This is a genomic window from Hoylesella shahii (assembly GCF_937990675.1).
Classification (GTDB): Bacteria; Bacteroidota; Bacteroidia; order Bacteroidales; family Bacteroidaceae; genus Prevotella; species Prevotella shahii.
The window spans coordinates 1-22151 of record NZ_CALKQY010000010.1; the positions used below are offsets into that span (position 1 = coordinate 1).

General features: G+C 43.5%; 22 protein-coding genes and 1 tRNA gene. 17 read left to right on the forward strand and 6 right to left on the reverse strand.

All coding sequences use genetic code 11. The features are described 5' to 3' along the window. The first annotated feature begins 1216 nt into the window (after positions 1-1216). Genes QME03_RS01170 through QME03_RS01180 form a run of 3 tightly spaced genes read left to right on the forward strand, consistent with a single transcriptional unit; the run spans position 1217 to position 2955 of the window. Positions 1217-1633, forward strand: a complete 417-nt coding sequence (locus QME03_RS01170; RefSeq protein ID WP_281723204.1) for an alpha/beta fold hydrolase — start codon at positions 1217-1219, stop codon at positions 1631-1633. 60 nt (positions 1634-1693) lie between these two features. Further along, positions 1694-1948, forward strand: a complete 255-nt coding sequence (locus tag QME03_RS01175) for an alpha/beta fold hydrolase (protein ID WP_281723205.1) — start codon at positions 1694-1696, stop codon at positions 1946-1948. An 8-nt stretch (positions 1949-1956) separates the two neighbouring features. After that, a complete protein-coding gene (locus tag QME03_RS01180; RefSeq protein WP_281723206.1) occupies positions 1957-2955 on the forward strand; it encodes an NADP-dependent oxidoreductase in 999 nt (332 codons plus the stop codon). A gap of 172 nt (positions 2956-3127) precedes the next feature. Here QME03_RS01180 and QME03_RS01185 read toward each other — a convergent pair whose 3' ends face one another. From QME03_RS01185 to QME03_RS01200, 4 genes are all read right to left on the reverse strand, one after another. Next, the gene (locus QME03_RS01185; RefSeq protein ID WP_281723207.1) at positions 3128-5083 is read right to left on the reverse strand and encodes a TonB-dependent receptor plug domain-containing protein; all 1956 of its coding nucleotides are present in this window, start codon (positions 5081-5083) and stop codon (positions 3128-3130) included. A gap of 248 nt (positions 5084-5331) precedes the next feature. Next, entirely contained in the window at positions 5332-6126 is a 795-nt protein-coding gene (locus QME03_RS01190; protein WP_281723208.1) for an HmuY family protein, read from the reverse strand. Between the two features lie 180 nt (positions 6127-6306). After that, entirely contained in the window at positions 6307-7236 is a 930-nt protein-coding gene (locus tag QME03_RS01195) for a hypothetical protein (protein WP_281723209.1), read from the reverse strand. Next, on the reverse strand, positions 7233-7718 hold the full coding sequence (locus QME03_RS01200; protein ID WP_273114587.1) for a T9SS type A sorting domain-containing protein: 486 nt from the start codon (positions 7716-7718) through the stop codon (positions 7233-7235). Before QME03_RS01200 ends, QME03_RS01195 begins: the two co-directional genes overlap by 4 nt. Before the next feature lie 455 nt (positions 7719-8173). Here QME03_RS01200 and QME03_RS01205 point away from each other — a divergent pair, with 455 nt between their 5' ends. From QME03_RS01205 to QME03_RS01260, 12 genes are all read left to right on the forward strand, one after another. Then, positions 8174-9073, forward strand: a complete 900-nt coding sequence (locus tag QME03_RS01205; RefSeq protein WP_281723210.1) for a polymorphic toxin type 23 domain-containing protein — start codon at positions 8174-8176, stop codon at positions 9071-9073. A 60-nt stretch (positions 9074-9133) separates the two neighbouring features. Next, positions 9134-9778: a hypothetical protein gene (locus QME03_RS01210; RefSeq protein WP_044076030.1), complete on the forward strand. Its 645-nt coding sequence runs from the start codon at positions 9134-9136 to the stop codon at positions 9776-9778. A 75-nt stretch (positions 9779-9853) separates the two neighbouring features. Further along, positions 9854-10525, forward strand: a complete 672-nt coding sequence (locus QME03_RS01215; protein ID WP_025817497.1) for a hypothetical protein — start codon at positions 9854-9856, stop codon at positions 10523-10525. Between the two features lie 200 nt (positions 10526-10725). Beyond that, positions 10726-11178, forward strand: coding sequence for an Imm40 family immunity protein (locus QME03_RS01220; RefSeq protein WP_281723211.1), 453 nt, complete (start codon positions 10726-10728; stop codon positions 11176-11178). Positions 11179-11277: 99 nt separating this feature from the next. After that, positions 11278-11691, forward strand: a complete 414-nt coding sequence (locus QME03_RS01225; RefSeq protein ID WP_281723212.1) for a hypothetical protein — start codon at positions 11278-11280, stop codon at positions 11689-11691. A gap of 428 nt (positions 11692-12119) precedes the next feature. Then, a complete protein-coding gene (locus tag QME03_RS01230; RefSeq protein WP_281723213.1) occupies positions 12120-12761 on the forward strand; it encodes an SH3 domain-containing protein in 642 nt (213 codons plus the stop codon). Between the two features lie 434 nt (positions 12762-13195). Next, on the forward strand, positions 13196-13723 hold the full coding sequence (locus QME03_RS01235; protein WP_025817812.1) for a YceD family protein: 528 nt from the start codon (positions 13196-13198) through the stop codon (positions 13721-13723). A 13-nt stretch (positions 13724-13736) separates the two neighbouring features. Then, on the forward strand, positions 13737-13925 hold the full coding sequence (gene rpmF / locus QME03_RS01240; protein ID WP_009231934.1) for a 50S ribosomal protein L32: 189 nt from the start codon (positions 13737-13739) through the stop codon (positions 13923-13925). Continuing rightward, complete coding sequence (locus QME03_RS01245; protein WP_025817811.1) at positions 13925-14947, forward strand: beta-ketoacyl-ACP synthase III; 1023 nt, start codon at positions 13925-13927, stop codon at positions 14945-14947. The genes rpmF and QME03_RS01245 overlap by 1 nt, the downstream gene beginning before the upstream one ends. Positions 14948-15068: 121 nt before the next feature. Beyond that, positions 15069-15950, forward strand: coding sequence for a GTPase Era (era, locus tag QME03_RS01250; protein WP_025817809.1), 882 nt, complete (start codon positions 15069-15071; stop codon positions 15948-15950). Between the two features lie 83 nt (positions 15951-16033). Then, entirely contained in the window at positions 16034-17347 is a 1314-nt protein-coding gene (gene der / locus QME03_RS01255) for a ribosome biogenesis GTPase Der (RefSeq protein WP_281723214.1), read from the forward strand. Positions 17348-17917: 570 nt separating this feature from the next. Next, the gene (locus tag QME03_RS01260; RefSeq protein ID WP_281723215.1) at positions 17918-18304 is read left to right on the forward strand and encodes a hypothetical protein; all 387 of its coding nucleotides are present in this window, start codon (positions 17918-17920) and stop codon (positions 18302-18304) included. A 102-nt stretch (positions 18305-18406) separates the two neighbouring features. Here the strand turns inward: QME03_RS01260 and QME03_RS01265 are convergent, their stop codons facing one another. Next, positions 18407-19195 carry an ABC transporter ATP-binding protein gene (locus QME03_RS01265; RefSeq protein ID WP_281723216.1) on the reverse strand — a complete coding sequence of 263 codons (789 nt, stop codon included), beginning with the start codon at positions 19193-19195 and terminating at the stop codon, positions 18407-18409. Between the two features lie 137 nt (positions 19196-19332). Then, positions 19333-20079, reverse strand: coding sequence for an MlaE family ABC transporter permease (locus QME03_RS01270; RefSeq protein ID WP_025817851.1), 747 nt, complete (start codon positions 20077-20079; stop codon positions 19333-19335). 390 nt (positions 20080-20469) lie between these two features. Here QME03_RS01270 and lptB point away from each other — a divergent pair, with 390 nt between their 5' ends. Both lptB and QME03_RS01280 read left to right on the forward strand, forming a co-directional pair. Continuing rightward, a complete protein-coding gene (gene lptB / locus QME03_RS01275) occupies positions 20470-21297 on the forward strand; it encodes an LPS export ABC transporter ATP-binding protein (RefSeq protein WP_025817849.1) in 828 nt (275 codons plus the stop codon). A gap of 235 nt (positions 21298-21532) precedes the next feature. Continuing rightward, a tRNA-Met gene (locus QME03_RS01280) sits at positions 21533-21605 on the forward strand. The last annotated feature ends 546 nt before the right edge of the window (positions 21606-22151 follow it).

Consider the following 22151-nt stretch of genomic DNA (forward strand, 5'->3'; position numbering starts at 1 on the left):
CGCATTGAAAAGACTAGGCAATTGGAACTTTTCTAAGCAAATCCTTATCCCGAACAGGCGTATTAATTTAGATTTCAGTTAGCGTTGATTGTTGAAAGTGTAAAATATTCAGCACGAATTTTAACATAAAAACAGCCATTTTTGTTCACCAACAGTCCATACACTCGCAAATATTCGATTCTCGCGAGGGTTTGTTTAGGCGAGAAAGGGCGCATGTTGCGAATGCTTCAAAACTGCAAGTGCATTGCATAAACATGTGGCGTTTGTAGAAAAAAGGGCGGTTTACGGCTAAAAATATCCCTTTTTATAGCAAATAACGCGCTAATTAGCGGCAAAACGCAAGGCTAACTGCTGCAAAACGCAATGCTAACTGCAGCAAAACGCAATGCTAAATGCTGCTAAATGCAAGGTGAAATGATGCAAAGCGTAAGGCAAGATGCATAATCTTGCACATTGTATGTTGGATTTATTGAGCTATGGCCTATTAAAACAGATGTCTTTTCGGTGAAAAAAGAGGTGTAAAAGTGGAGTTTTAGCGAATAAAACGTGTTTTTGTGGCGATGAAAAATTGTGAGTTGGGCACCAAATAGAAAGGCTAAATGGTGCAAAATGCACGTTAAGTGTTCAAAAATGACCTAAAAATAAAAATTGAAAGACCCAAAATTGGGCTAAAACTATGCTTTCAGGTCTCTATTTTTGCTAGAAAAGGTGGCTTTGGATGTTGTGTTTTGTAAAATAATATTACTACAAACAACGCGGCTATAGTGATAACCGCCACAGCTTATACATTACCCTCTTTTGGGCTGTTGATAAGCATTGCGCTAACTTCTGGATGAAGTGAGAAACAGACTTGTATATCTTAGTGGGCATAGAACGGGGGGAATTAAACACGAAGTGTACTTAGTGGCAGTAAAGCAATAGTAAGCTACGCATTGTTTTAAAGCTATAAATAAGTCTATAAAATGGAAAACAATTAACCCTATAGTTGTTTTTCTTAATACACATTAAAGCGCTAACTAGATAATAATTACATTTGCAGACGTAAATAGAAGTTGTACAGAAAGATAAGAACGAAATTCAAAATAAGATAAAGTATAGAAGAAAAAAGGATAACAAAATGATTCAAAAATATAAAGACGCCAAAACCCAGCAGCTTATACTGGGAAAACAAATCGTTGCTTACCGTTGACTAGGCGAAAAGACCAATCCCACCTTATTGTTTCTCAATCATTTAGCATCGACACTCGATAGTTGTGACCCCGAAGTGATGGAGGCACTGGCTCAATATGATGATGTTATTGCGCTAGATTATCAAGGAGTGGGCCAATCCACGGGCCAAGCGCGCGAGACAATAGAAGCAATGGCCCACGATGTTCTAGCCTTTGTTAGCACGTTAGAGTTAACTGCAATTCGTGTTGTGGGTTTTTCGCTAGGTGGATTTGTGGCACAACAAATGTTATTGAAAGCACCAGAGCGTTTTACGAAGTGTATTTTAGCAGGTACAGGAGGTGCAGGAGGCGAGGGTATAGACCGTGTTACGCGCATCACTATTTATGATATATTGCGTGGATGGGTAACCCTTCGCGACCCCAAGCATTATCTTTTCTTTCCGGTTACGCCAGCAGGTCAGTAAGCGGCGCGTGATTTTATAGCACGAATAAAGCGCACCGAAGATAAAGACACCTCCATTAAGTTGTCTGCTTTTCCTGCGCAACTAAGGGCCATTTCGGTATGGGCAAACAGGGAGAAAGACGATTTGTCGAAGATAACAATCCCAGTATGGGTTGTTAATGGCGACAACGACCGCATGGTTCCTACGCAGAACTCGTACGATTTAGCCAATCGCATACCAGGAGCAAAGCTCACTATCTATCCCAATGCGGGGCATGGGGCTATATTTCAGTATCACGAGGACTTTGTAAATAAGGCATTAGAATTTTTAAAATAGAAGATAAAATGAGAGCAATACAAATAGATGGTTATAAAACAGGCGATGTAAAGGTTGCATTAAGCCAAGTGGATATGCCACAAGTGGGTGATAACGATGTGCTGGTAAAGGTGAAAACGGCAGCGGTTAATCCGCTCGACCTCCTTATTGCACATGGTGATGTAAAGTTGGTGGTGCCCTATAACTTCCCGCTTACCATGGGAAACGAGATGGTTGGGGTTGTAGAACGAGTTGGAGCAAAAGTGAATAACTTTGAAGTAGGCAACCGAGTCTTTGCTCGCTTGCCGTTACAGCGTATTGGTGCATTTGCCGAATATGTGGCAGTAGATGCCGAAGCGTTGGCCATAGTGCCCGAATATCTAACTGATGAAGAAGCAGCTGCCATACCACTTACAGCCCTAACGGCCGAACAGGCTTTAGACCTTCTGCACTTGAAAACTAACAGCAGTTTGTTTATATCAGGAGGTTCGGGAAGCTTTGGGGCTATGGCTATACCATTGTCGGCTGCAAGAGGTCTGAAAGTTATTACCAGTGGAGGTGTAGAAGCTAAGGAACGAACCTTGGCTTTGGGTGCAGATAGATTTTTTGATTATCGCACCGAAGATTATACTGAGCATCTTCGTGATGTGGATGGTGCCATAGATTCGCTTGGTGATAAGGAGTTGCCTCGCCTCTTCTCCATTCTGAGACAGGGTGCAACGGTGGTTTCTCTAAGGGGGATGCCCAATGGTAGCTTTGCAAAAACCTTTGGTTTACCGTTGTGGAAGCAATGGTTGTTTAAACTTGTTGGTCTTAAAAATGAGCGTATGGCTGCACGTAAGGGTCAGAAATATCATTTTATCTTTGTGACGTCTGATGGAAAGCAGCTGCAAAGGGCTGCGTCGATATTAGAAAAGTGCAATGTGCGTCCTGCCGTTGGTAATGTCTACTCGCTTAAACAGGCCGAAGAGGCTTTGCGCGACGTGGCTGCTGGTTCTAAGAAAGGCAAGGTGATTATTAAACTTTAATAGTTGATAAGCCCCTGTATAGAATTTGTTTGATGGGCGAAAAGGCTGAATATATATTGTGAAGGGCAAACCCACGCCCCCAAAAGATGTTGTAACCCTTTCACCTTTTCACCACCTTTTCACTCTTTCACCTTTTACTCACCTTTTCGCCTTTCACTCACCTTTTCGCCTTTCACAAATTGATAGCCGCTCCCACCATAAAGTTAGCCCCATCGGTGAGAGGCGAGTTGAGATAATGGTATTCAGGTCGATAATTGAGAACGTTGTCAACCGTGAGTGTAAGGGTTAAAAAGCTACCGATTTGTTGCACAGCCGACACCTTCCACAGCGTATAAGCAGGATAGTAGATGGTTTTTGTGCCTTTAGAGAGGTTGTAATAGTCAACAAATTCCACGTTGTTTACCCCCGAAAGTGCACGGCCATCCACGTTAACAGCCAGCTGATAGTGTTTGTTAAAGCGGTGGATATAGTCCCAGTGCGCCGTGAACGAATGTTTGCGGGCCGGCAAGTATTGGTTGTTAATTTCTTTACCATTCTTATCTTTGGGCAGTCGTTCGTTAGTGTAGCAGTAAGAGAGTTGTGTTGACATGCCGTTTTGCAACTTATATTTCAGCGTTGCTTCGCAGCCAAACACCGCATAGTGTTCCAAATTAACGTAGGGCAGTTGTGGCATGGGGTCGGCAATCGAAGACTTAGTGGGCGAGCCTGTCGCAATTTTGTTATTCACCAGGTTGTAATGTCCGCTTAGTGTGAATATATAGCGTAGACGAGAGTATTCGGCCGAGAGATTAAAGTTATGACTGGTTTCGGCTTTAAGGTTGGGATTGCCCACAACGAGCCAGATACCAGCCATATCGAAATTATAATATTTCTCTTTCAGCGTAGGCGAACGAAAGCCCATGCCATAGCCAAAGCGTAGGTTGAGGTGATTGATGGGAGTGTGTCGGATGCTAAATTTGGGGGTAAGACGCGTGATGCCATGGTCTGAAAAGTGGTCAAGACGCAAGGCCCCAACCATTTCCCAGGCCTTTCCTAGATTTAAGTCGTATTGTGCAAACACATCGCACGATCCTTGTTTGCGTGTTCGCCCTTCTAGATTAGAATTTAAAAGCCAGTCGTGCAGATAGTCGGCCCCAGCCGAAAACACGTCGCCCTCTCGTAAGTTAAGCGTGTAGAGCATTCGGAAAGCGTTTTGCACATTAGAATAGTTTCGTATGTCAAGACCAAGTAGGCGCATATAGTTCGACTTATCATATTGGTCGAACGAGTAGCTCAGTTCCACTTGCTGTTTGTCTGAAGGTTGCCATTGCGCCCTAAGGCCACCAGTAAAGTCTCGATAGCGTTCGGGGATGTCGATCGTTCTTGCCGTTTCGCGGAAGAAATAGCCCGCTCTAGCTGATAGTTTCAGTTCTTTCCAGGGGTTGAAATACAGTTGATTGTTGGCGTTCCACGTTTTATCGCCATAGATAGTGGATATCACTTGAGCCTGAGGAGCAGGCCCGTTGTGCACGGTGTAATTGTTAATAGAGGTATGGCTAAGCGCCAGCACGTTGGCCCATTTCCCTGCTTTTAGTTGCAAGTTCATGCCATGCCGCCATTCGTTGTGTTTAGCCAGTCTAGCGTTAAGGTTGAGTTTAACGCCTTTTGTGGCTTTACGGGTGATGATATTGATAACACCTCCGGCGGCATTAGAACCATACAGAGCCGAGGCAGCACCGCGAACAATCTCAATTCGTTCAACATTATCCATGCTGAGGCGTGCAAAATCCACGTCGTCCATGGTTTCTCCAGCCAGTCGTTCGCCGTCAACGAGTATCAGTAAGCTTTGTCCGCCAAATCCAGCAAAGTTCAAATGGGTTTGTTGGTTCATGGCATACGAGAACTCAATGCCAGGCATAGTGGTTTGTAGCAGGTCGCGCAGGTTGGTGGCATCGGCTTTTTCAATGTCGGTGCGCGATATAACGTTGGTTAATACGGGTGTGCTAGCCAGCAATTTGGGGCTACGAGTGCCAGTAACCACAACCTGGTTGAGGTCGATGGTGCGACTAATTGTGTCGGTGGGCAATGCAGCGCTCGCGGTTACACAGGCTAATAGAGATGCTGAAGCTAAAATTGAGCGGTGAAACATTTAGTGATATATTTGGGAGTATTGATGAGGCGACGAGGGGGAGATGTTAACAAGCAGTAGCGTTTACTGGTTAATAGGTGGGTTTAGCTTCCCCCAAGAAAATATGCTTGTATGGAAATATGTTTGAAAGACCACCTCGCTCGTCTTTCCACATCAAAAATGTGGGTTGTTATTACAAAAGCCTTTGAGCAATTGAGAGGGTTAAACCTATTGTCTTAACCCAGGGAGTGTGATGGAGGGGGCGGAGCTTAATACGGATACCTATAATTAATGGTGAGATAACATTTGGTGCCTGTTGCGGGGTTGATGTAGCTTTCTAGTTGCAAGGCCACGAATTTTCCGTTGTTCAGTTTCACCACAAACACGCGATTGTTATGCTTGAAAGCGGGCGGCATGGGGGGAATTTCGAGGCGTAACCAAGAGGAAAGCGCGCGGTTGATGTGGATGCCTTGACATCCGATGAGCTCGTTGAGCATCTGCGATTGGTCTACCCAGACCTCGTTGGTGGTCCATTCGTCGGGTTTGAAGGTTGCTCCCATAAACTGTGCGCTGCTTTCGGGTAGCTGACTCATCGACGTATAGTTGGTTTCTAGCACCGCTCCGCCGTTGGTTCGCACGTTGTCGCGGTGTATGGCGATGCTCCATGCAGGCGGTTCGGGCTGCTTGGCAGTGGGTTTAAAGTCTCTTTTCTCGTTGTGGGATATGCCTTGTTTATACACATCGAACCAATAAGTGTAGATACCCGTTTGGTTATCAGCCTGTGTTTCGTCTTTATTAGTTGGGATGGGGTAGGGCGTAAAGTGGGTTCGGGCATGCAGAAAAGCATCAGCATCGCCCGATTCGGCCAGCATTTGTAGCGAGTCGAAGTCGATATAATACCAGTTATGCCAGTCGCTGGCGTCGATAACCAATTGGTTATTACTAAGTTTTGGGGCTTTGTCGGGCGAATCGTACACGCCGTCGAAAAGTCCTGTGCAGGCCGTTAATGCAGTGGCAAGAAGGCCAAAAGTCAATAATAGCGTTGCTTTTGCGATGATGCGCATTTCTTATCTGGTGTGTGGGGTTAGGTTGTTTGTTGATAAAGGCCTAGGTAGAAATACTTTGAGGCCTTTTTTAAAGCGAGGGTGAGAGGAAAGCACAGGAGCAAGTGAGATAATGCTTGCCATTGCTTCCCCCTCAGTTATCCCTATCACTTTGTATTAGCTATGTAAAGAAACGTTGTTTTATTTCTGTATTTTGCCAGTAAATGTACCTTTGAGGCCGAAAGGCATTTTGCCTGCCTTATAGTTGTTTTCAACTGTCAAGCTGCCATCTGTTCCAAATACAGCCTTAATGGTGGCATTGTGGTGCTCGTAGTCGCCGTTCATGGTTTCCTTTCCACCATTAACGGCTTTAAGATGCATCTTTACGCCATCTTTCGAATAATCTTTGCTGAAGGTGTTAGTTGCTTCATCAAAGGTAAGATCCTTAATGGTGTATTCACCAACGGTTAGGTCGCCCATGATTGTACCAAGAATTTGCTGACTAGAAACCTTGATATTATATTTTCCGTTTTCGTCCATCATGAGACTAACAGCGGTATTGATATTATCGAAAGTGCCGAAAGCGCCGAGGCTGAACGAGTTTTTGCCAGGGTAAGAGCCAAGAAGGGTAGTGGCTTTAGGGGCAGCACCATTCTTCCATTTGATGGTTGTGGTGCCCATCAGTCCATTGATGGTGATGTTGATGGCCGTCATAGGTCCCGACATGGTGGCGTTGTGTTCAGTGAATTTGCCCGGATTGTGTGCATCGGGAACTTTCATCTTGCCTTGTCCACTGATGTTACCTTTGTTGAGTGTTATTTCAAAAGTGCCTTCACCCCATTTCTCGTCGGTGAATTTGCAATAGGTTTTGCCATCTTTTGTAAACACATCCATCTTGGCTTTGTCGCCATAATAAGTGTCGCCAAAGAATTTAGAGTTTACAAGGAGATACCCTGTGAAGCTTTTGTTGATGCCAGGCTGTTGCTCTTCGTTGGCAAACTGAATGCTTTTAACTTCGCTGGCTTGATATTTAACGGTGGTTCCGTCGGCCTTGACGATGGTTACCGTTTGTGCCTTTGTGGTGGCTACGCCCGCTAGAAGGGCGAAAACAAGTGTAAAGAGATATTTCATTTCTTGATGAATTTGAAAGTTCTTGATGTTGATTTAACGATGAACACGCCTGTTTGGCCATTCAAAGGAAGGCTAACAGCGCCGTCGGCATTAACTGTTGCCGACACAACGAGCTGTCCCGATACATTGAATATCGACACGCGCGAGCCAGGTTGTAGACCTTCGCCACGAACATCTTCGCCGAAAGAGAATACGGCTTGATTTTCGTTTTGTGAAGGTACTGCACCGATACCATTGGTAGAAGGGTCGGCAAATTCGAACGAACGGAACTCGGTTAGAGGGTATTCAACTGTTTGAGAGCCTGCTTTGATTACCAACTTGTTGGTAGTGAACGTAACAGTAGGCTTATCCGAGAGTTTGAAATACGTGCTTTCGCCAGTCTTTCCACTCACTTTAACATGGCTGGCAGCCAAGGCCCACGCACTGCCGAACGACAGAGCTATTGCGCAAACTAGCGCCCTGATGGTTGTTCTGATTTTCATTGTTCTTGTATTTTATGAAATCTGGTGTATTTTAACGTTACAAAGTTACGGAGTTCTACTTTTTGGGGCAATACTCAATTATTATGATTTTTCACCCTTTTCTATACCTGGTTTTCGATAATGATGACTATATTTGTGCGTTAATTTTAGCGTGATGGTTTTTGCAATGAAGGGGGCTACGGTAGAGTTTCAGAGGGAAAAGTAAGCTGTGCGCATTCTATCTTTTAGTGTTTATTAAAAAATATAGATAAATGTTTGCGCGTTTTGTGTTTTTTTGTAAATTTGTGGCGGATACTGCCGACCATAGGGGAGTTGCTATTCGCCTCAGAGGCAAAGTGTCTTTGTTACTTTACTAACTATGGCGTGCACACCTTTTTGTGCATTCAACCCTTGGAGCGCATGCCCACTCACTCCAATGAAGGGTTTATTAACCGAAAGTGGACGATGAAAGAATTATGAAAAAGGCTTTTCTTACTATTGTCGCCTTTGCGACATCGCTGTTGGTAGCCGCCCAACACAAGATTAAGTTCAGCTACGACGCTGCTGGGAACAGGGTGGCGCGCGAAGCCGTGATACCCAAATCAAAAGTTGCACAAGCTATGCCATCAGGCCATATTCCCTTAAACGACCATTTTGGCCTTGCTTTCTCTCCTTCGTTTAGTTGGACGGAAGGCGGTCTGACGGCGGGCATGCTTGCCTCGCTTTCCTACACGGATGGAGATTTTAGTGCAAGTGTTAGCGGCGGTATAACCAACAATTATATTGGCTGGAACGCAGAAGCTTCTTATGGCGGTTGGGGTGCAGGCTTTGGCAAAACCTATTATGGCGAACAAACTGTAAGAGGCAATGTGTTAGGCAAACAAACCGTAGGTGCAATAACTTTACTCGCGCCTGGCGACGTTTCTTTCCGACTGTATAACGACATGTTTGGACAGTCTGGCCATGATCGCTGGCGTACCAGTGCTGCAGAACTCACCATCGGAGATTTCAGTGTAGGCACGTATGTGACGACAAATGACGGTAAGAAAGAATCGGGTATCCATGGATATGATCCTAATATTGTCGACCCGTATCTTGGTGCTAATCCTGAAAGAGTCATCCATGTTAATGGTAGAGATCAAAAAGTTGGTGGTGGTTGGCCTAACGGGAAAGTCTATTCAGCACCTTTTTGGGTTGGAATCAAGTCGGGAAGCCAAATCTATCGATTTGGGGTAAGTGCGAGGATTGTACAGAGTCTCACACAAAATCTTGTTCATCGTTATCTTGTACCAACTCCTTACTTTATACCAGGTAAGGAGTTCTACAGAGGCTTGTATTCTTCTTTCGGGCATAATTCGCCATTAAGTCTTTGGTAGTGTGAAACCTGCCTTTTGGAGATTGTGTTGCAATCTCCAAAAGGCAATAAAATAATTTGTATGAAGATATTATTATTTTCCTTTGGATTTCTGGTGCTATGCTCATGTTGGTCGCCCTTTCCTAATGCCTATGAGCGTTCGATGCAGGTGGGTCGCTTTCGCCCTAACATTAACACTGGAATTGCTAAAAAAGTGAACATTAATGGATACTACGTCGTGACCCATAAGAGGGTGGGAACATTCGAGCCGTTTATTCTTTATTCTGATGGAACGTTTGGCAATATCGTTTTTAAAAATAGAGACTCACTTTACGAGCAGAAAAAACAAGATACAGATTTGATGCAAGAAATTATAAGTTCAGAAAAAGGATTTTGTGGGGGAGGTGGATATTATGAAATTAAAGGAGACACATTGGAAGTTGATAAAGTATATCGTTATCAACTCCGCAAAGTGTTGGCGAAGGATCGCTTTAAGATAATCGATAAAAATCACCTCCTTCTCTTTAGCGGAATGTGGGTTGTATCAAAGAAAGAAGACGTACCTGAACCTTATGATGTACTTTACGAATTTGTCCCTGCTAAGAATTTGCCACCCTCCACAAGCTTTGGCTGTAAGCTGAACAAGTATATGTGGGAGAACAAGGCCGACTGGAAAGCCTATAAGCAAAGAATGAAACAGCAAAGGAAGAACAAGGGAAAGCGGTAACTGGGTTTGAATATAATGATATACTTCAAATTTAATTGCACGGTATTTTACTGGAAACAATTGGCTTATAAAACGATGAAAGCAAGACTATTATCAATAGCTGCGGTGATACTACTCTTAGGTTGCGCATCGCTTCCAAAATACACAATACTTAATAGGCAGCATTCTATTTACTATACGCGGGAACAAACAAGCGAACTCAACAAACGGGTTTGCACGCTTATCCGCAAAAGCAAAGAATGGAGAGACTTTGACAGTATTTACGTGTACCATATCGCGATTTGTCAACTTACATCACAGCTTGGAGGAACTGCAAAGTCGCCATCCGAATTTATAAAAGAAGACTTTACAGACTCGGTATTCCTGAGTATGTCCCGCCTAGGAAGAATGAAAGTTAAGGCCTTAGATCAAGGCAAAACCTTTCTCAGCACAGAGTCAATCGTGTTGAAAAAAGATAAGAGTTTAGGTGGTGTCGGTTGGATTCAATTCTTTACCGCTGCTAGCTCTGGTGTGAAAACATTTCTTCCCGAAGATATCTCGGAGTTGGTTGACATATTGGATGACGATGACTTTATAGGTTTCTTTCAGGTTATAAATCTAGACAACAAGGTAGGAAACGCTCTTTTCGCCGTAACACGCCAACGTAATGTTGTCGTTTTCACGTACGGAGCTGGATCATCTACCACAATAACGAAATGGAAATTAAAAGATTTTGGCGACAAATACCTCGGTTTGAGGTTATTCTGAAATACGTTTTTAATTAAGTAACATGGGCTGGTTCGAAGATGTTCCGATAGGTAAACCACTTAGATGGTAACGAGTATGCGTCAGCCCTTATTCTTTGGAATATTACTTCTGCCCAATTGTAGTTGTATAACCTTTAATGTAAAGGTAAGGCATCCTATCGAGGCCTACATTCCTCTTTCGGACATAACTCACCATTAAGTTTGGTAGTATTAAACAAGCCTTCCCTAAGATTGCAAACCGCAACCTTAGGAGAGGCTATAAAAAGAAAAATAAAAGCAATGACAACTAAAGAATTAGCTGACCATTATGGAATTAAATATGTATCTTTGCAAGAATACGGAGTTTACTCTGTTGCATTTTTACCAGATGAGGCATTGAGAATGGTTAATATCCTGCGAGAAGAAGTTACTCCAATTTTGGGTGGCGATGTGTATATAAAGAAAAATAACCCTACAAGAGTCTATCCCACAGATGACGGGTGGTATTACGAGCGGAAGAGCAATGAACTAATAAAAGAGTATACTGATAATAGTTGTGATGAAGCTGTTAAGTATATTCAGAACGTACTAGAGCGTTTGACTAAGGGATGTTATGAGTATGGCTCAGATGTGCTGTTTGATCTCGTGATACTTGATTTGGCCAATCCATCTTAAATGGAACATTTGTAACAAAACTAACAAGATAGGGAGGGGCTATTGTTAGGATTTAAAACCATCTTGACTTTTAGAGTATACGTTTAACGTTTCGTCTATATGATATACTTCAAATTTAATTGCAAGCCATTTTATCAAGATAATGTTAGTAAACAAGAGAAAAGATCATTCCTAGGAAGGTTCTTCTCAAAGCTATTTCATCGTCTCGAAGCCAATCCAGACTTTGAAGAAGCGCTTGATTTCGTGGCCGAATGGCTTATAGAATACGATGATGTAGAATTTCATCAAGCAGTTCGCGAAATGGGATTCGACACGAATAAGAATCTCATTGTTAAGCTGCCTGATGAGAGAAACTATGGTTATTGGTCGGATCTTGATTGCGATATAAATTTCTTTAAGAAATTTAATTATCAACTGATAACGAAAGAAACGTTTGATTTTTTGTGGAACTCCACACGCCATGATAGGGAACTAAAGAAGTTTGTGCCTATTAATGATGTAAATGGACAATAATTAAATGACTACGCGTAAAAGCGAATGGCTTGTCAAAGGCTTCTGAAAACTCACGTGCCTGGTTAAGCTAAAAACAAATAGCAAATGGAAAATAACGGACACATCAGACGACCAACTTCCGAAGAGTTGCTCTTGGTTGGGAATTTAGCACAAAAGCTCAAGAATCTGTTTAAGTGGTGGGGCATACGCCGCGCCCCACTTCTTGCCTTTCTTGCCGTCAGTTGATATAATCCACTGTCAACATCCTTTGGTGCTCTTATGGAAAAATTAAACATCGAAAGTTTGAAAAAGTGTGTTTTTACTTACAATGTTGTCGGTAACCTACGTGAGGGATTTTGATCTGCAACAAGTGTAGTGGGCAATTTTGTCCGTGAAGTTAAAGAACGTACCTTAACATAACAAATGTGTATCGACTAAACAAACTTAGAATGATGAGAAAGAACTTCGCCATATTCATGTTAGCAAGCATTTGTCTTCTTTCAGCACATGCTCAACGTTCTTGTAAGGATTGCATACAAGAACTTTATAAGATGATGGAAGCTTCACTGCTGGATAGTATTAGCATTGGGCACAGTTTTTATTCTGTGAAATCGCTCTATCAAGGCAAGGGTCATGGCCTTGTTGTCGCTGCAGTCGCAAAAGCCCGAGTGTTCAGTTACGGCAACCCGCTAGATTCTGTGGTTATGCTTGATTTGGGAGACAAAGCACTGTATTTTATGGTGAATACCGAACCACCTCGCAACTTTAAATGCGCAGACATTAATTGTGTGTATGATGGCGAGGGACGTAATCTTCTAAACAAAGAAGACTATATGATGTTCCCCGCAGTGATTAACGATCCTGATGGGTTTACATTCGTTAGAGAAGGACCATCTACGAAGTTTAAGGTTAAGGCAAAGATAGAAAAGGATAAAATCTTTTTCTATACCCCAATCTTAAGCCGTGATTGGTATAGAGTTTATCTTAGGGATGGAGGGCAGTGCATAGGATATGTTCATTGCTCACGAATACTCCCATACGATAAGTGTCCTATAAGAATTAAAAGGAAAATGGAGAAGCTTATGCTTTGATAAGTAAACATTAAAGACAAGTGGCAATGGAAAATAACTAACACATCAGACGACCAACTCCCGGAGAGTAGCCCTTGGTTGAGTATTTAGCACAAAAGGCCCAATATACGCTCAAACCTGATTGGCAGCAGGGCGTATGGGCTGAACCTATCACCGAGGAAAGAAATGGTGATGAACAAGTTTCTTGTGGTAATAGTAAAATGTATGAAGCTTATCCTATATGGTTTGCTCACGATCCTTTTGGATGATAGGGCGAGGGTGGGGCATGCTGGAAAAGCTGGGACGTATGAATAGAAAATGCTATATAACCCTAAGTTTATCTGTATAAAACCACACTATTCACAATCTTTTAACGTAAAACCATACCAACTTATACTAACTTTTTTGAGATTAGTTATAGCATTACAGAAAATATTTGTAACTTTGCACACCAAATGTGTGACTTAGAAACCTTTAAGCTGGATCTTAAAGCATTGAAGCAGGGCAAGACCCCGCTGCAATACGTACTTGACGACAGCTTTTTTGAGGCTATCGACGCCCCCGAAATAAAGAAAGGAAAGGTAAACGTTGAACTGAACGCAGTAAGAAACAACGACCTTTTTGAACTGAACTTCGATATTGAAGGTTCGGTCAACATACCTTGCGACCTGTGTTTAGACGACATGGAGCAGCCTATAAATACAAAAGATAGGCTGATAGTGAGGTTTGGAGAAGAATATTCAGAAGACGACGAACTGGTAACGCTGGAAGAAGACCCTGGGGTTCTCGACCTTTCGTGGTTCGTTTACGAGTTTATCGCACTCAACATACCCATAAAGCATGTGCACGCACCTGGCAAATGCAACCCAGACATGATAGAAATGCTGGACGCACATGCTGCCAACCGAAGTGGCCATGAGGATGAAGAAGAGGTGATTGACCCACGCTGGATGAAACTGAAAGAAATAAAAAAACAATATTAAAGATTAAAACAAAATGGCACATCCTAAAAGAAGACAGTCCAAGACTCGTACACTTAAAAGAAGAACTCATGATAAGGCCGTAGCTCCCACACTGGCTCTATGCCCCAACTGTGGCGCTTATTACATTTATCACACGGTTTGCCCCACTTGCGGACAGTACAGAGGTAAGGTAGCTATCGTTAAGGAAGAGGTTGCTGAATAATGGATAAGATAAATGCGATAATCACAGGCGTCGCTGGATACGTGCCCGACTATGTACTCAATAACGAGGAACTATCGCGCATCGTAGACACTAACGACGAATGGATTACTACGCGTACTGGTATCAAGGAGCGCCGTATCCTAACGGAAGAAGGGCTCGGTACTTCTTATCTAGCCCGTAAGGCCGCCAAACTTCTGATGAAGAAGACGGGCGCCGACCCCGACAGCATCGACGCGGTTATCGTTGCCACCACCACTCCCGACTATATCCACCCCTCAACAGCGTCTATCGTGCTGGGTAAACTGGGATTGAAAAATGCTTTTGCATTCGATTTCTCGGCTGCCTGCTGTGGTTTTATGTACGCTTTCGATGTGGCTTGTAACATGATACAAAGCGGACGCCATAAACGTATTATCGTTATCGGCGCCGATAAAATGTCGTCTATCACCGATTATAAAGATCGAGCCACCTGTCCGCTATTCGGCGACGGCGCTGGCGCAGTGATGGTGGAAGGAACTACTGAAGAAAATGTGGGATTGATCGACTCGCTGCACGTGGCCGACGGAATGGGATTGCCCTTCCTGCACGTTAAAGCGGGTGGCTCGGTTTGTCCTTCTTCGCAGTTCACTGTTGACCATCGCCTGCACTACACTTATCAGGAGGGTAGAACCGTTTACCGCTATGCTGTTTCGGCTATGGGCGACGATTGCTCTAAGCTGATCGAACGCAATGGATTAACGCCTGCCGACATTGATTATGTTGTGCCCCATCAAGCCAATCTTCGTATTATCGAAGCTGTGGGCAAACGTATTGGCGTACAACCTGAACAGGTGCTGGTAAATATCCAACGTTACGGAAACACCAGTGCGGCATGTATGCCCTTGGTGCTTTGGGATTTCGAAAAACAATTGAAGAAAGGTGATACTATTATATTCACCGCTTTTGGTGCTGGTTTCGTTCATGGTGCTTCTTATTATAAGTGGGCATACGACGGAGCTGAAATGGCCGAGCAAGGGAAGTGAAACAACGAAAACCTTAACTTCAATGAGTTAATAACAAAGAAGACGCATCCTTAATTTCTTAAGATGCGTCTTTTTAAGCTTTATCAAAGCTCTTAACAAACACCTTTATCACAGCAACAACATGCATAAGGCCGGATTTGTAAACATCGTGGGTAACCCTAACGTGGGCAAAAGCACGCTCATGAACCAGCTAGTGGGCGAACGCATCTCTATCGCCACCTTTAAAGCGCAAACCACTAGACACAGAATTATGGGTATTGTCAACACACCAGAAATGCAAATTGTGTTCTCTGACACGCCTGGAGTGCTCAAACCCAACTATAAACTGCAAGAGTCTATGTTGGCTTTCTCGGTGTCGGCCCTTAGCGATGCCGATGTGTTGCTCTATGTCACTGATGTGGTGGAAGACCCAGAGAAGAATGCCGACTTCCTTGAAAAGGTTAGAAGTATGACCATTCCCGTGTTGCTGCTCATCAATAAAATTGACGAAAGCAACCAAAAAGCCCTGGGAGACATCGTTGAACGATGGCATGCTCTGTTGCCCAAGGCCGAAATATTACCCATCTCGGCCAAAAATAAGTTCGGTACAGACCTGCTTTTGCGTCGTATCCAAGAACTATTACCCGAGTCACCACCTTATTTCGATAAAGATCAACTAACAGATAAACCTGCTAGATTTTTCGTTAGCGAGATTATTCGCGAGAAAATATTGCTCTACTACGACAAGGAAATACCCTATGCCGTGGAAGTGAAGGTGGAAAGATTTAAAGAAACCGAAAAGAAAATACACATCAACGCTGTTATCTATGTTGAACGTGATAGCCAAAAAGGCATCATTATTGGGCATCAGGGAGTGGCGTTGAAGAAAGTTTCAACAGAAGCACGCAAAACTTTGGAGAAGTTTTTCGATAAAGAGGTGTTCCTAGAAACATTCGTGAAAGTTGATAAAGACTGGCGTAGCTCTAAAAAAGAACTCGACAGTTTTGGCTATAACCCCGAATAAGTGGTGGCAACGGGCCTTCTTACAACAGTCCCTGGCTGTGCTGGCACGCTAAAGCGCTTTTCTACGATTAAGATTTTATATTTATGGCAAATTTAGTAGCTATCGTTGGACGCCCTAATGTGGGCAAGTCCACCTTATTTAATAGACTAACAAAAACCCGCAGCGCCATCGTGAGCGACACTGCTGGCACCACACGCGACCGTCAATATGGCAAATGCGATTGGGCTGGACGCGAATTTTCGGTGGTAGATACGGGCGGATGGGTGGTCAATTCGGACGACATCTTTGAAGATGCCATTCGCCGACAGGTGCTCGTGGCTACCGAAGAAGCCGATTTGGTGCTGTTCCTTGTAGATGTGAATACGGGCGTAACCGACCTCGATGAGGATGTGGCGCAGATTCTTCGACGCACCAAAGTGCCTGTGTTGTTGGTGGTGAATAAGGCCGACAGCAACGAACAAATATACGAAGCGCCTGTGTTTTATTCCATGGGACTGGGCGACCCTTATCCAATTAGTGCTGCAACGGGTAGCGGAACGGGCGACTTGCTCGATGCTGTTATCGAAAAACTAAAACCAGGTGAAGCCGAAGATGTGGAAGACGGCATCCCTCGTTTTGCCGTTGTGGGACGTCCCAACGTTGGAAAAAGTAGCATCATCAATGCTTTTATTGGAGAAGACCGAAACATCGTTACAGAAATAGCTGGTACCACACGCGACAGTATATACACGCGTTTCGATAAATTTGGATTCGATTTCTACCTCGTAGACACAGCTGGTATTCGTCGTAAAAATAAGGTAACCGAAGATTTGGAGTTTTATAGCGTGATGCGTTCCATCCGTTCTATTGAGCATAGCGACGTTTGTATACTCATGATCGACGCCACACGAGGTATTGAAACGCAAGATATGAACATCTTCCAGCTGATACAGAAAAACCAAAAGTCGCTGGTTGTGGTGGTTAACAAGTGGGACTTGGTTCCTGATAAAGACCAAAAGGTGATTAAAACCTTCGAAAATGCCATCCGCGAACGTATGGCGCCCTTTGTTGATTTCCCCATCATCTTTGCTTCGGCGCTTACAAAACAGCGCATTTTTAAGGTGCTCGAAACAGCCAAACAGGTATATCTTAACCGCAAAGCACACGTGGGAACTTCGAAACTCAACGAGATAATGCTACCCTTAATCGAGGCTTATCCACCACCTTCAACCAAGGGTAAGTATATCAAGATTAAGTATTGCACGCAGTTGCCCAACACGCAGATACCCTCATTTGTGTTCTACGCCAACTTGCCACAGTACGTAAAGGAAAACTATCGCCGCTTTTTGGAAAATAAGATACGCGACAATTGGAACATGCACGGCACTCCAATCAACGTGTTTATCAGACAAAAATAACTACTTGGGGATACGGCTAAGGCTTGTATCCCCAATTCGTTTTATGCGTGAGCGTGTTTTATTCCTGCAATTTCTCGTGCGTTTGGCTGCAGGTCATTACGTTAATCCCCTAGCTTCGCTTTGCCATTTGTTGGCCCACAGTCTCTAACAAAAAACAATCAAAAAACAATTTTGCTTCACTCGGATAAGTTCGTTCGAAAATTTAATCCTGTTGGCAGCCAGAAACCTCTGTCTACAACTAAACTCTTGGGCATATTGGTTGCTGATATAAAAGTGTTTTAAACCCAAATCGCTCATTAGAGCCTAAAAAGTATTTGTTTTATAGTCGAGCATCTTGTATGTCTTTGCAACTTGACATCGCACACCTGCGCTACAAAGATAGTCAATCTGTTGGACAATATAACACAATCTTTTTAGGCTCTAATGAACGTTTTGGCTTTTAAGTTACTCATTATGTTGTCCCTGTTTCCTCTAAAACATTGTTACATAATGGAAAATAGCGTTGCAAGCGTGTTGTTCTAAGTAGATAATTCGTATCTTTGCGTATGGAATTTAGAGGATAACCTGCAGATGAAGAAACTATTTTACTTTTTCGTGGCATTGCTTGTTGTGGCTTGTTCGTCGGGCCCTGCACCCAGTGAGGTGGCAGCACAAGCGGCCAAAGAATATTATGCGCAGCTGTTGGCTGGCAAGTACGACCATTACGTGGATGGTTTTTATCGCCCCGACAGCATACCCAATAACTATAGGCAACAGCTTATAGACAATGCAAAGATGTTTTTAGCACAACAAAAAACCGACCGGCGGGGCATTCTTGATGTGCGCGTTGTTAATGCTATGGCCGATACGGCTAAACGTTCGGCCAATGTTTTCTTGCTCTTTGCCTATGGGGATAGCACCAGCGAAGAGGTTGTGGTGCCCATGGTGATGCATAAGGGCGTGTGGTATATGCGATAAACTTTAGCTGCAAACATAAGGAAGGCTGCCCGTTGAGGCAGCCTTCTACGTATGTTGTTCTTTTTTTGTTTGCGGTTATTTGCCATTCCTTGGCAGGGGCGCTTATTCTTTATTCGCTGTTGTGTTGGCCTCTTCTCGTTCCTCCACCTCTTTCACCTTTCTAAATAGGTCGGATGCAAACACAAGGTCGTTTAGCTTTTGGTTTTTGCTACTCATCACGTCATCTTTCGTTCCCTGCCATTCTTTCTTACCTTTATAGATAAAGCAGATGTTTTCGCCAATGCCCATAACCGAGTTCATGTCGTGGGTGTTGATAATGGTGGTCATACCAAACTCTTTGGTGATGCTCGATAGCAATTCGTCTATCACGAGCGATGTTTTGGGATCGAGTCCAGAGTTAGGTTCGTCGCAAAACAGATACTTCGGATTAAGCACAATGGCCCTTGCAATGGCCACGCGCTTTTGCATACCGCCCGAAATCTCACCTGGAAACTTGCTTTGTGCATCGGTAAGGTTTACGCGTGCTAGGCATTCTTGCGCGCGTTTAGTGCGTTCGCGCAAGTTCATTGTGGAGAACATGTCGAGGGGAAACATCACGTTTTCGAGCACCGAAAGCGAATCGAACAAAGCTGCATTTTGAAAAATCATGCCCATCTCGCGGCGCATGTGCACCTTTTCGTGCTTAGACATCGTAACAAAATTGCGCCCATCGTAGAGTATTTCGCCCGAACTAGGCTCGAGCAAGCCCACGATATTCTTCATTAGTACGGTTTTTCCCGAACCACTCTGCCCGATAATAAGATTGGTTTTGCCTGTCTCGAACACGCAATCTATACCTTTAAGAACGGTTTTATCTTCGAAAGATTTTGTAAGTCTCTTAATTTCAATCATTGTTTTTGCTTTTTAGGCTGGCCATTGGTTTTGGCGTTGCCAAGTGAAAGTGTGTTCAACGCCTGCATAAGCAGAGGCTATGCTGCGCGTGGCACATCCCTTCTGTTATTGAATGTTGGTGAGTGGCTTTGCAATGGTTAACTGAGCACCTGTGTGAGAAACACGTCGGAGAACAAAATCAGCACCGAACTGCAAACCACGGCGTCTGTACTGGCCTTTCCCACTTCTACCGAACCGCCCTCTACCGTATAACCAAAGTAAGAAGAAACGCTGGCTATGATATAGGCAAAGAATAAACTCTTAACGATACTCATCCACATAAACCATGGATTGAATGCATGTTGTATGCCAAGCGTGAGGTCGTCGGGCGTAAGAATGTGCCCAATGTAGGCGGTGGCGTAGGCTCCCAAAATACCCATTGCCGAACTGAATATCACCAAGAAGGGCATAATGGTAACTAGGCCTAATATCTTGGGCAATATTAAGTAAGAGGCAGAGTTTACACCCATGATGTCGAGTGCATCTATCTGCTGTGTTACACGCATCGTTCCCAATTCTGATGCAATGTTCGAACCCACCTTACCAGCCAAGATAAGACACATAATACTCGATGAAAATTCGAGCAACATAATTTCGCGCGTGGTATAACCCGACACCCAACGAGGCATCCATGGGCTCTGTATGTTCAATTTCATCTGAATACAGATAACCGCACCAATGAAAAAAGAGATGAGCAATACAATGCCCACCGAGTCAACTCCAAGTTGCGACATTTCTTTTACGTAACGTTTGAAAAACATACGCATACGCTCAGGGCGCGAAAACGAACGTCCCATTAGTATAAGGTATCGTCCAAGTGTGTTGAGATAGTTCAGAATCAACATTTTTTATCCTAATATATAATAATGTGTATGCCCATTTGCGGTGTACCGTATGTTATGGGCAATGTTTAGTCCCTTTTTGTTTTGGCACGCATTCGCTGTTGCAATCTTGTTTTCAAATTGCCGAATGCAGCCTAACTTATGCAAAGTTAGTGCCAATGAGCGCAATGAAATTTTGTTTTCAAATTGCCGAATGCAGTCTAACTTATGCAAAGTTAGTGCCAATGAGCGCAATGAAATTTTGTTTTCAAATTGCCGAATGCAGCCTAACTTATGCAAAAGTACGCAAATTATGATAGAAACAGTCATCTTGCTCGCTGTTTTTATTTCTTGTTACCACTTTTATGCCTACCTTTGCACCAAGGTTTAATTATCAGAATATAAACAGAAGATATGTCTACGAATGATTTTCAACTGAACGAACAGAGCCACGAGGAAACCCATATGGAACTGCGTGCCGAAGGACTTGTTAAGCGATATGGCAAACGTACGGTGGTAAACGATGTCTCTATCAACGTGCGTCAAGGAGAAATTGTGGGGCTGCTCGGACCTAATGGTGCTGGTAAAACTACCTCGTTCTATATGACTACTGGTCTGGTGTTGCCCAATGATGGACATATCTTTATCGACAATACTGAGATTACCGACTTCCCTGTCTACAAACGTGCGCGTGCTGGTATTGGTTATCTGCCTCAAGAGGCCAGCGTGTTTAGAAAACTGAGTGTGGAAGACAATATCATGGCCGTGCTCGAACTTACTGGTAAACCTAGACAATATCAGCTAGATAAACTTGAAAGTCTTATTCGAGAGTTTCGTTTGGGTAAGGTTAGAAAAAACAAAGGCGACCAATTGTCGGGTGGAGAACGCCGACGCACCGAGATTGCACGCTGCTTGGCCATCGACCCTAAGTTTATTATGCTCGACGAACCGTTTGCTGGTGTCGACCCTATTGCTGTGGAAGACATTCAACACATCGTGTGGCAACTAAAATACCGCAACATCGGTATACTTATAACCGACCATAATGTGCAAGAAACGCTTACCATTACCGATAGGGCTTACTTGCTTTTCGAGGGCAGAATTCTTTTCCAAGGGGCTCCTGAAGAACTGGCAGAAAACAAAATCGTACGCGAAAAATATCTCAGTAATAGCTTCGTTCTACGTAAAAAAGACTTTCAAACACTTGACGAAGAACGACGCGCACGCTTTGGCGAACTCTAAAGTAAGAGATGTTGGCATCGAAATAGGTATGTGGTTTTTGTTCCGAAGTTCTTTGTCTTTAACGCTGTGTATCAGATGAATAACGATATTTAAAGGGGTAGTTCTGGGTTGTAGTATATTTGCAAAATCAAGAGGTTTGATTAAAAAACACTTATAAAACTTGCATAGTTCCGAATAAATTTGTAACTTTGCACTCGCAATTCAGAACTGATGCGCGAAAAGAAAATTATAACATCGCGGAGTGGAGCAGTTGGTAGCTCGCCAGGCTCATAACCTGGAGGTCACATGTTCGAGTCGTGTCTCCGCAACTAAGTTAAAGAGGTGTAAGGAATATTTCCTTACGCCTCTTTTTTGTTGTTTGTAAGTTGCGATGATGGGGTGGGGTGGGTGTTTACACAACGGATTGGTTCGCGCTGCCTGCCAAAGCTCTTGCCTCCTTGTTGTCAATAGCGTCCTTTCTTACGTATTTCACAATCGTTTCGATATAATGTGCAAAACCATCAACGGTTTGCGTGTTTTTTATTATTAGTGGTATTCTTGGTTCTGCTGCTGGTTTAATTCGTCTTCTTGAAAAGTGTAAAATATTCGGCATGTAATTTACATCAAAAACAGCTCTCTAAGTTCACCAACTGTTCACTCGCTCGCAAATATTCCATTCTTGCGAGGGGTTTTTCTCATAATAAATGGGGTGGGTTGTAAGTGCAAGAAAGTTGCAGTTCTGTTGCATAGAAATGCGAAAGAGGCCGAACAATAGGCGTTTTGTAGCTAAAGCTTGGGTGTTTTGCAGCATTTAGCCCTCCGTTTTGCTGCAAAACGCAAGGTAAAATGGTGCTAAACGCAGGGTGAAATGGTGC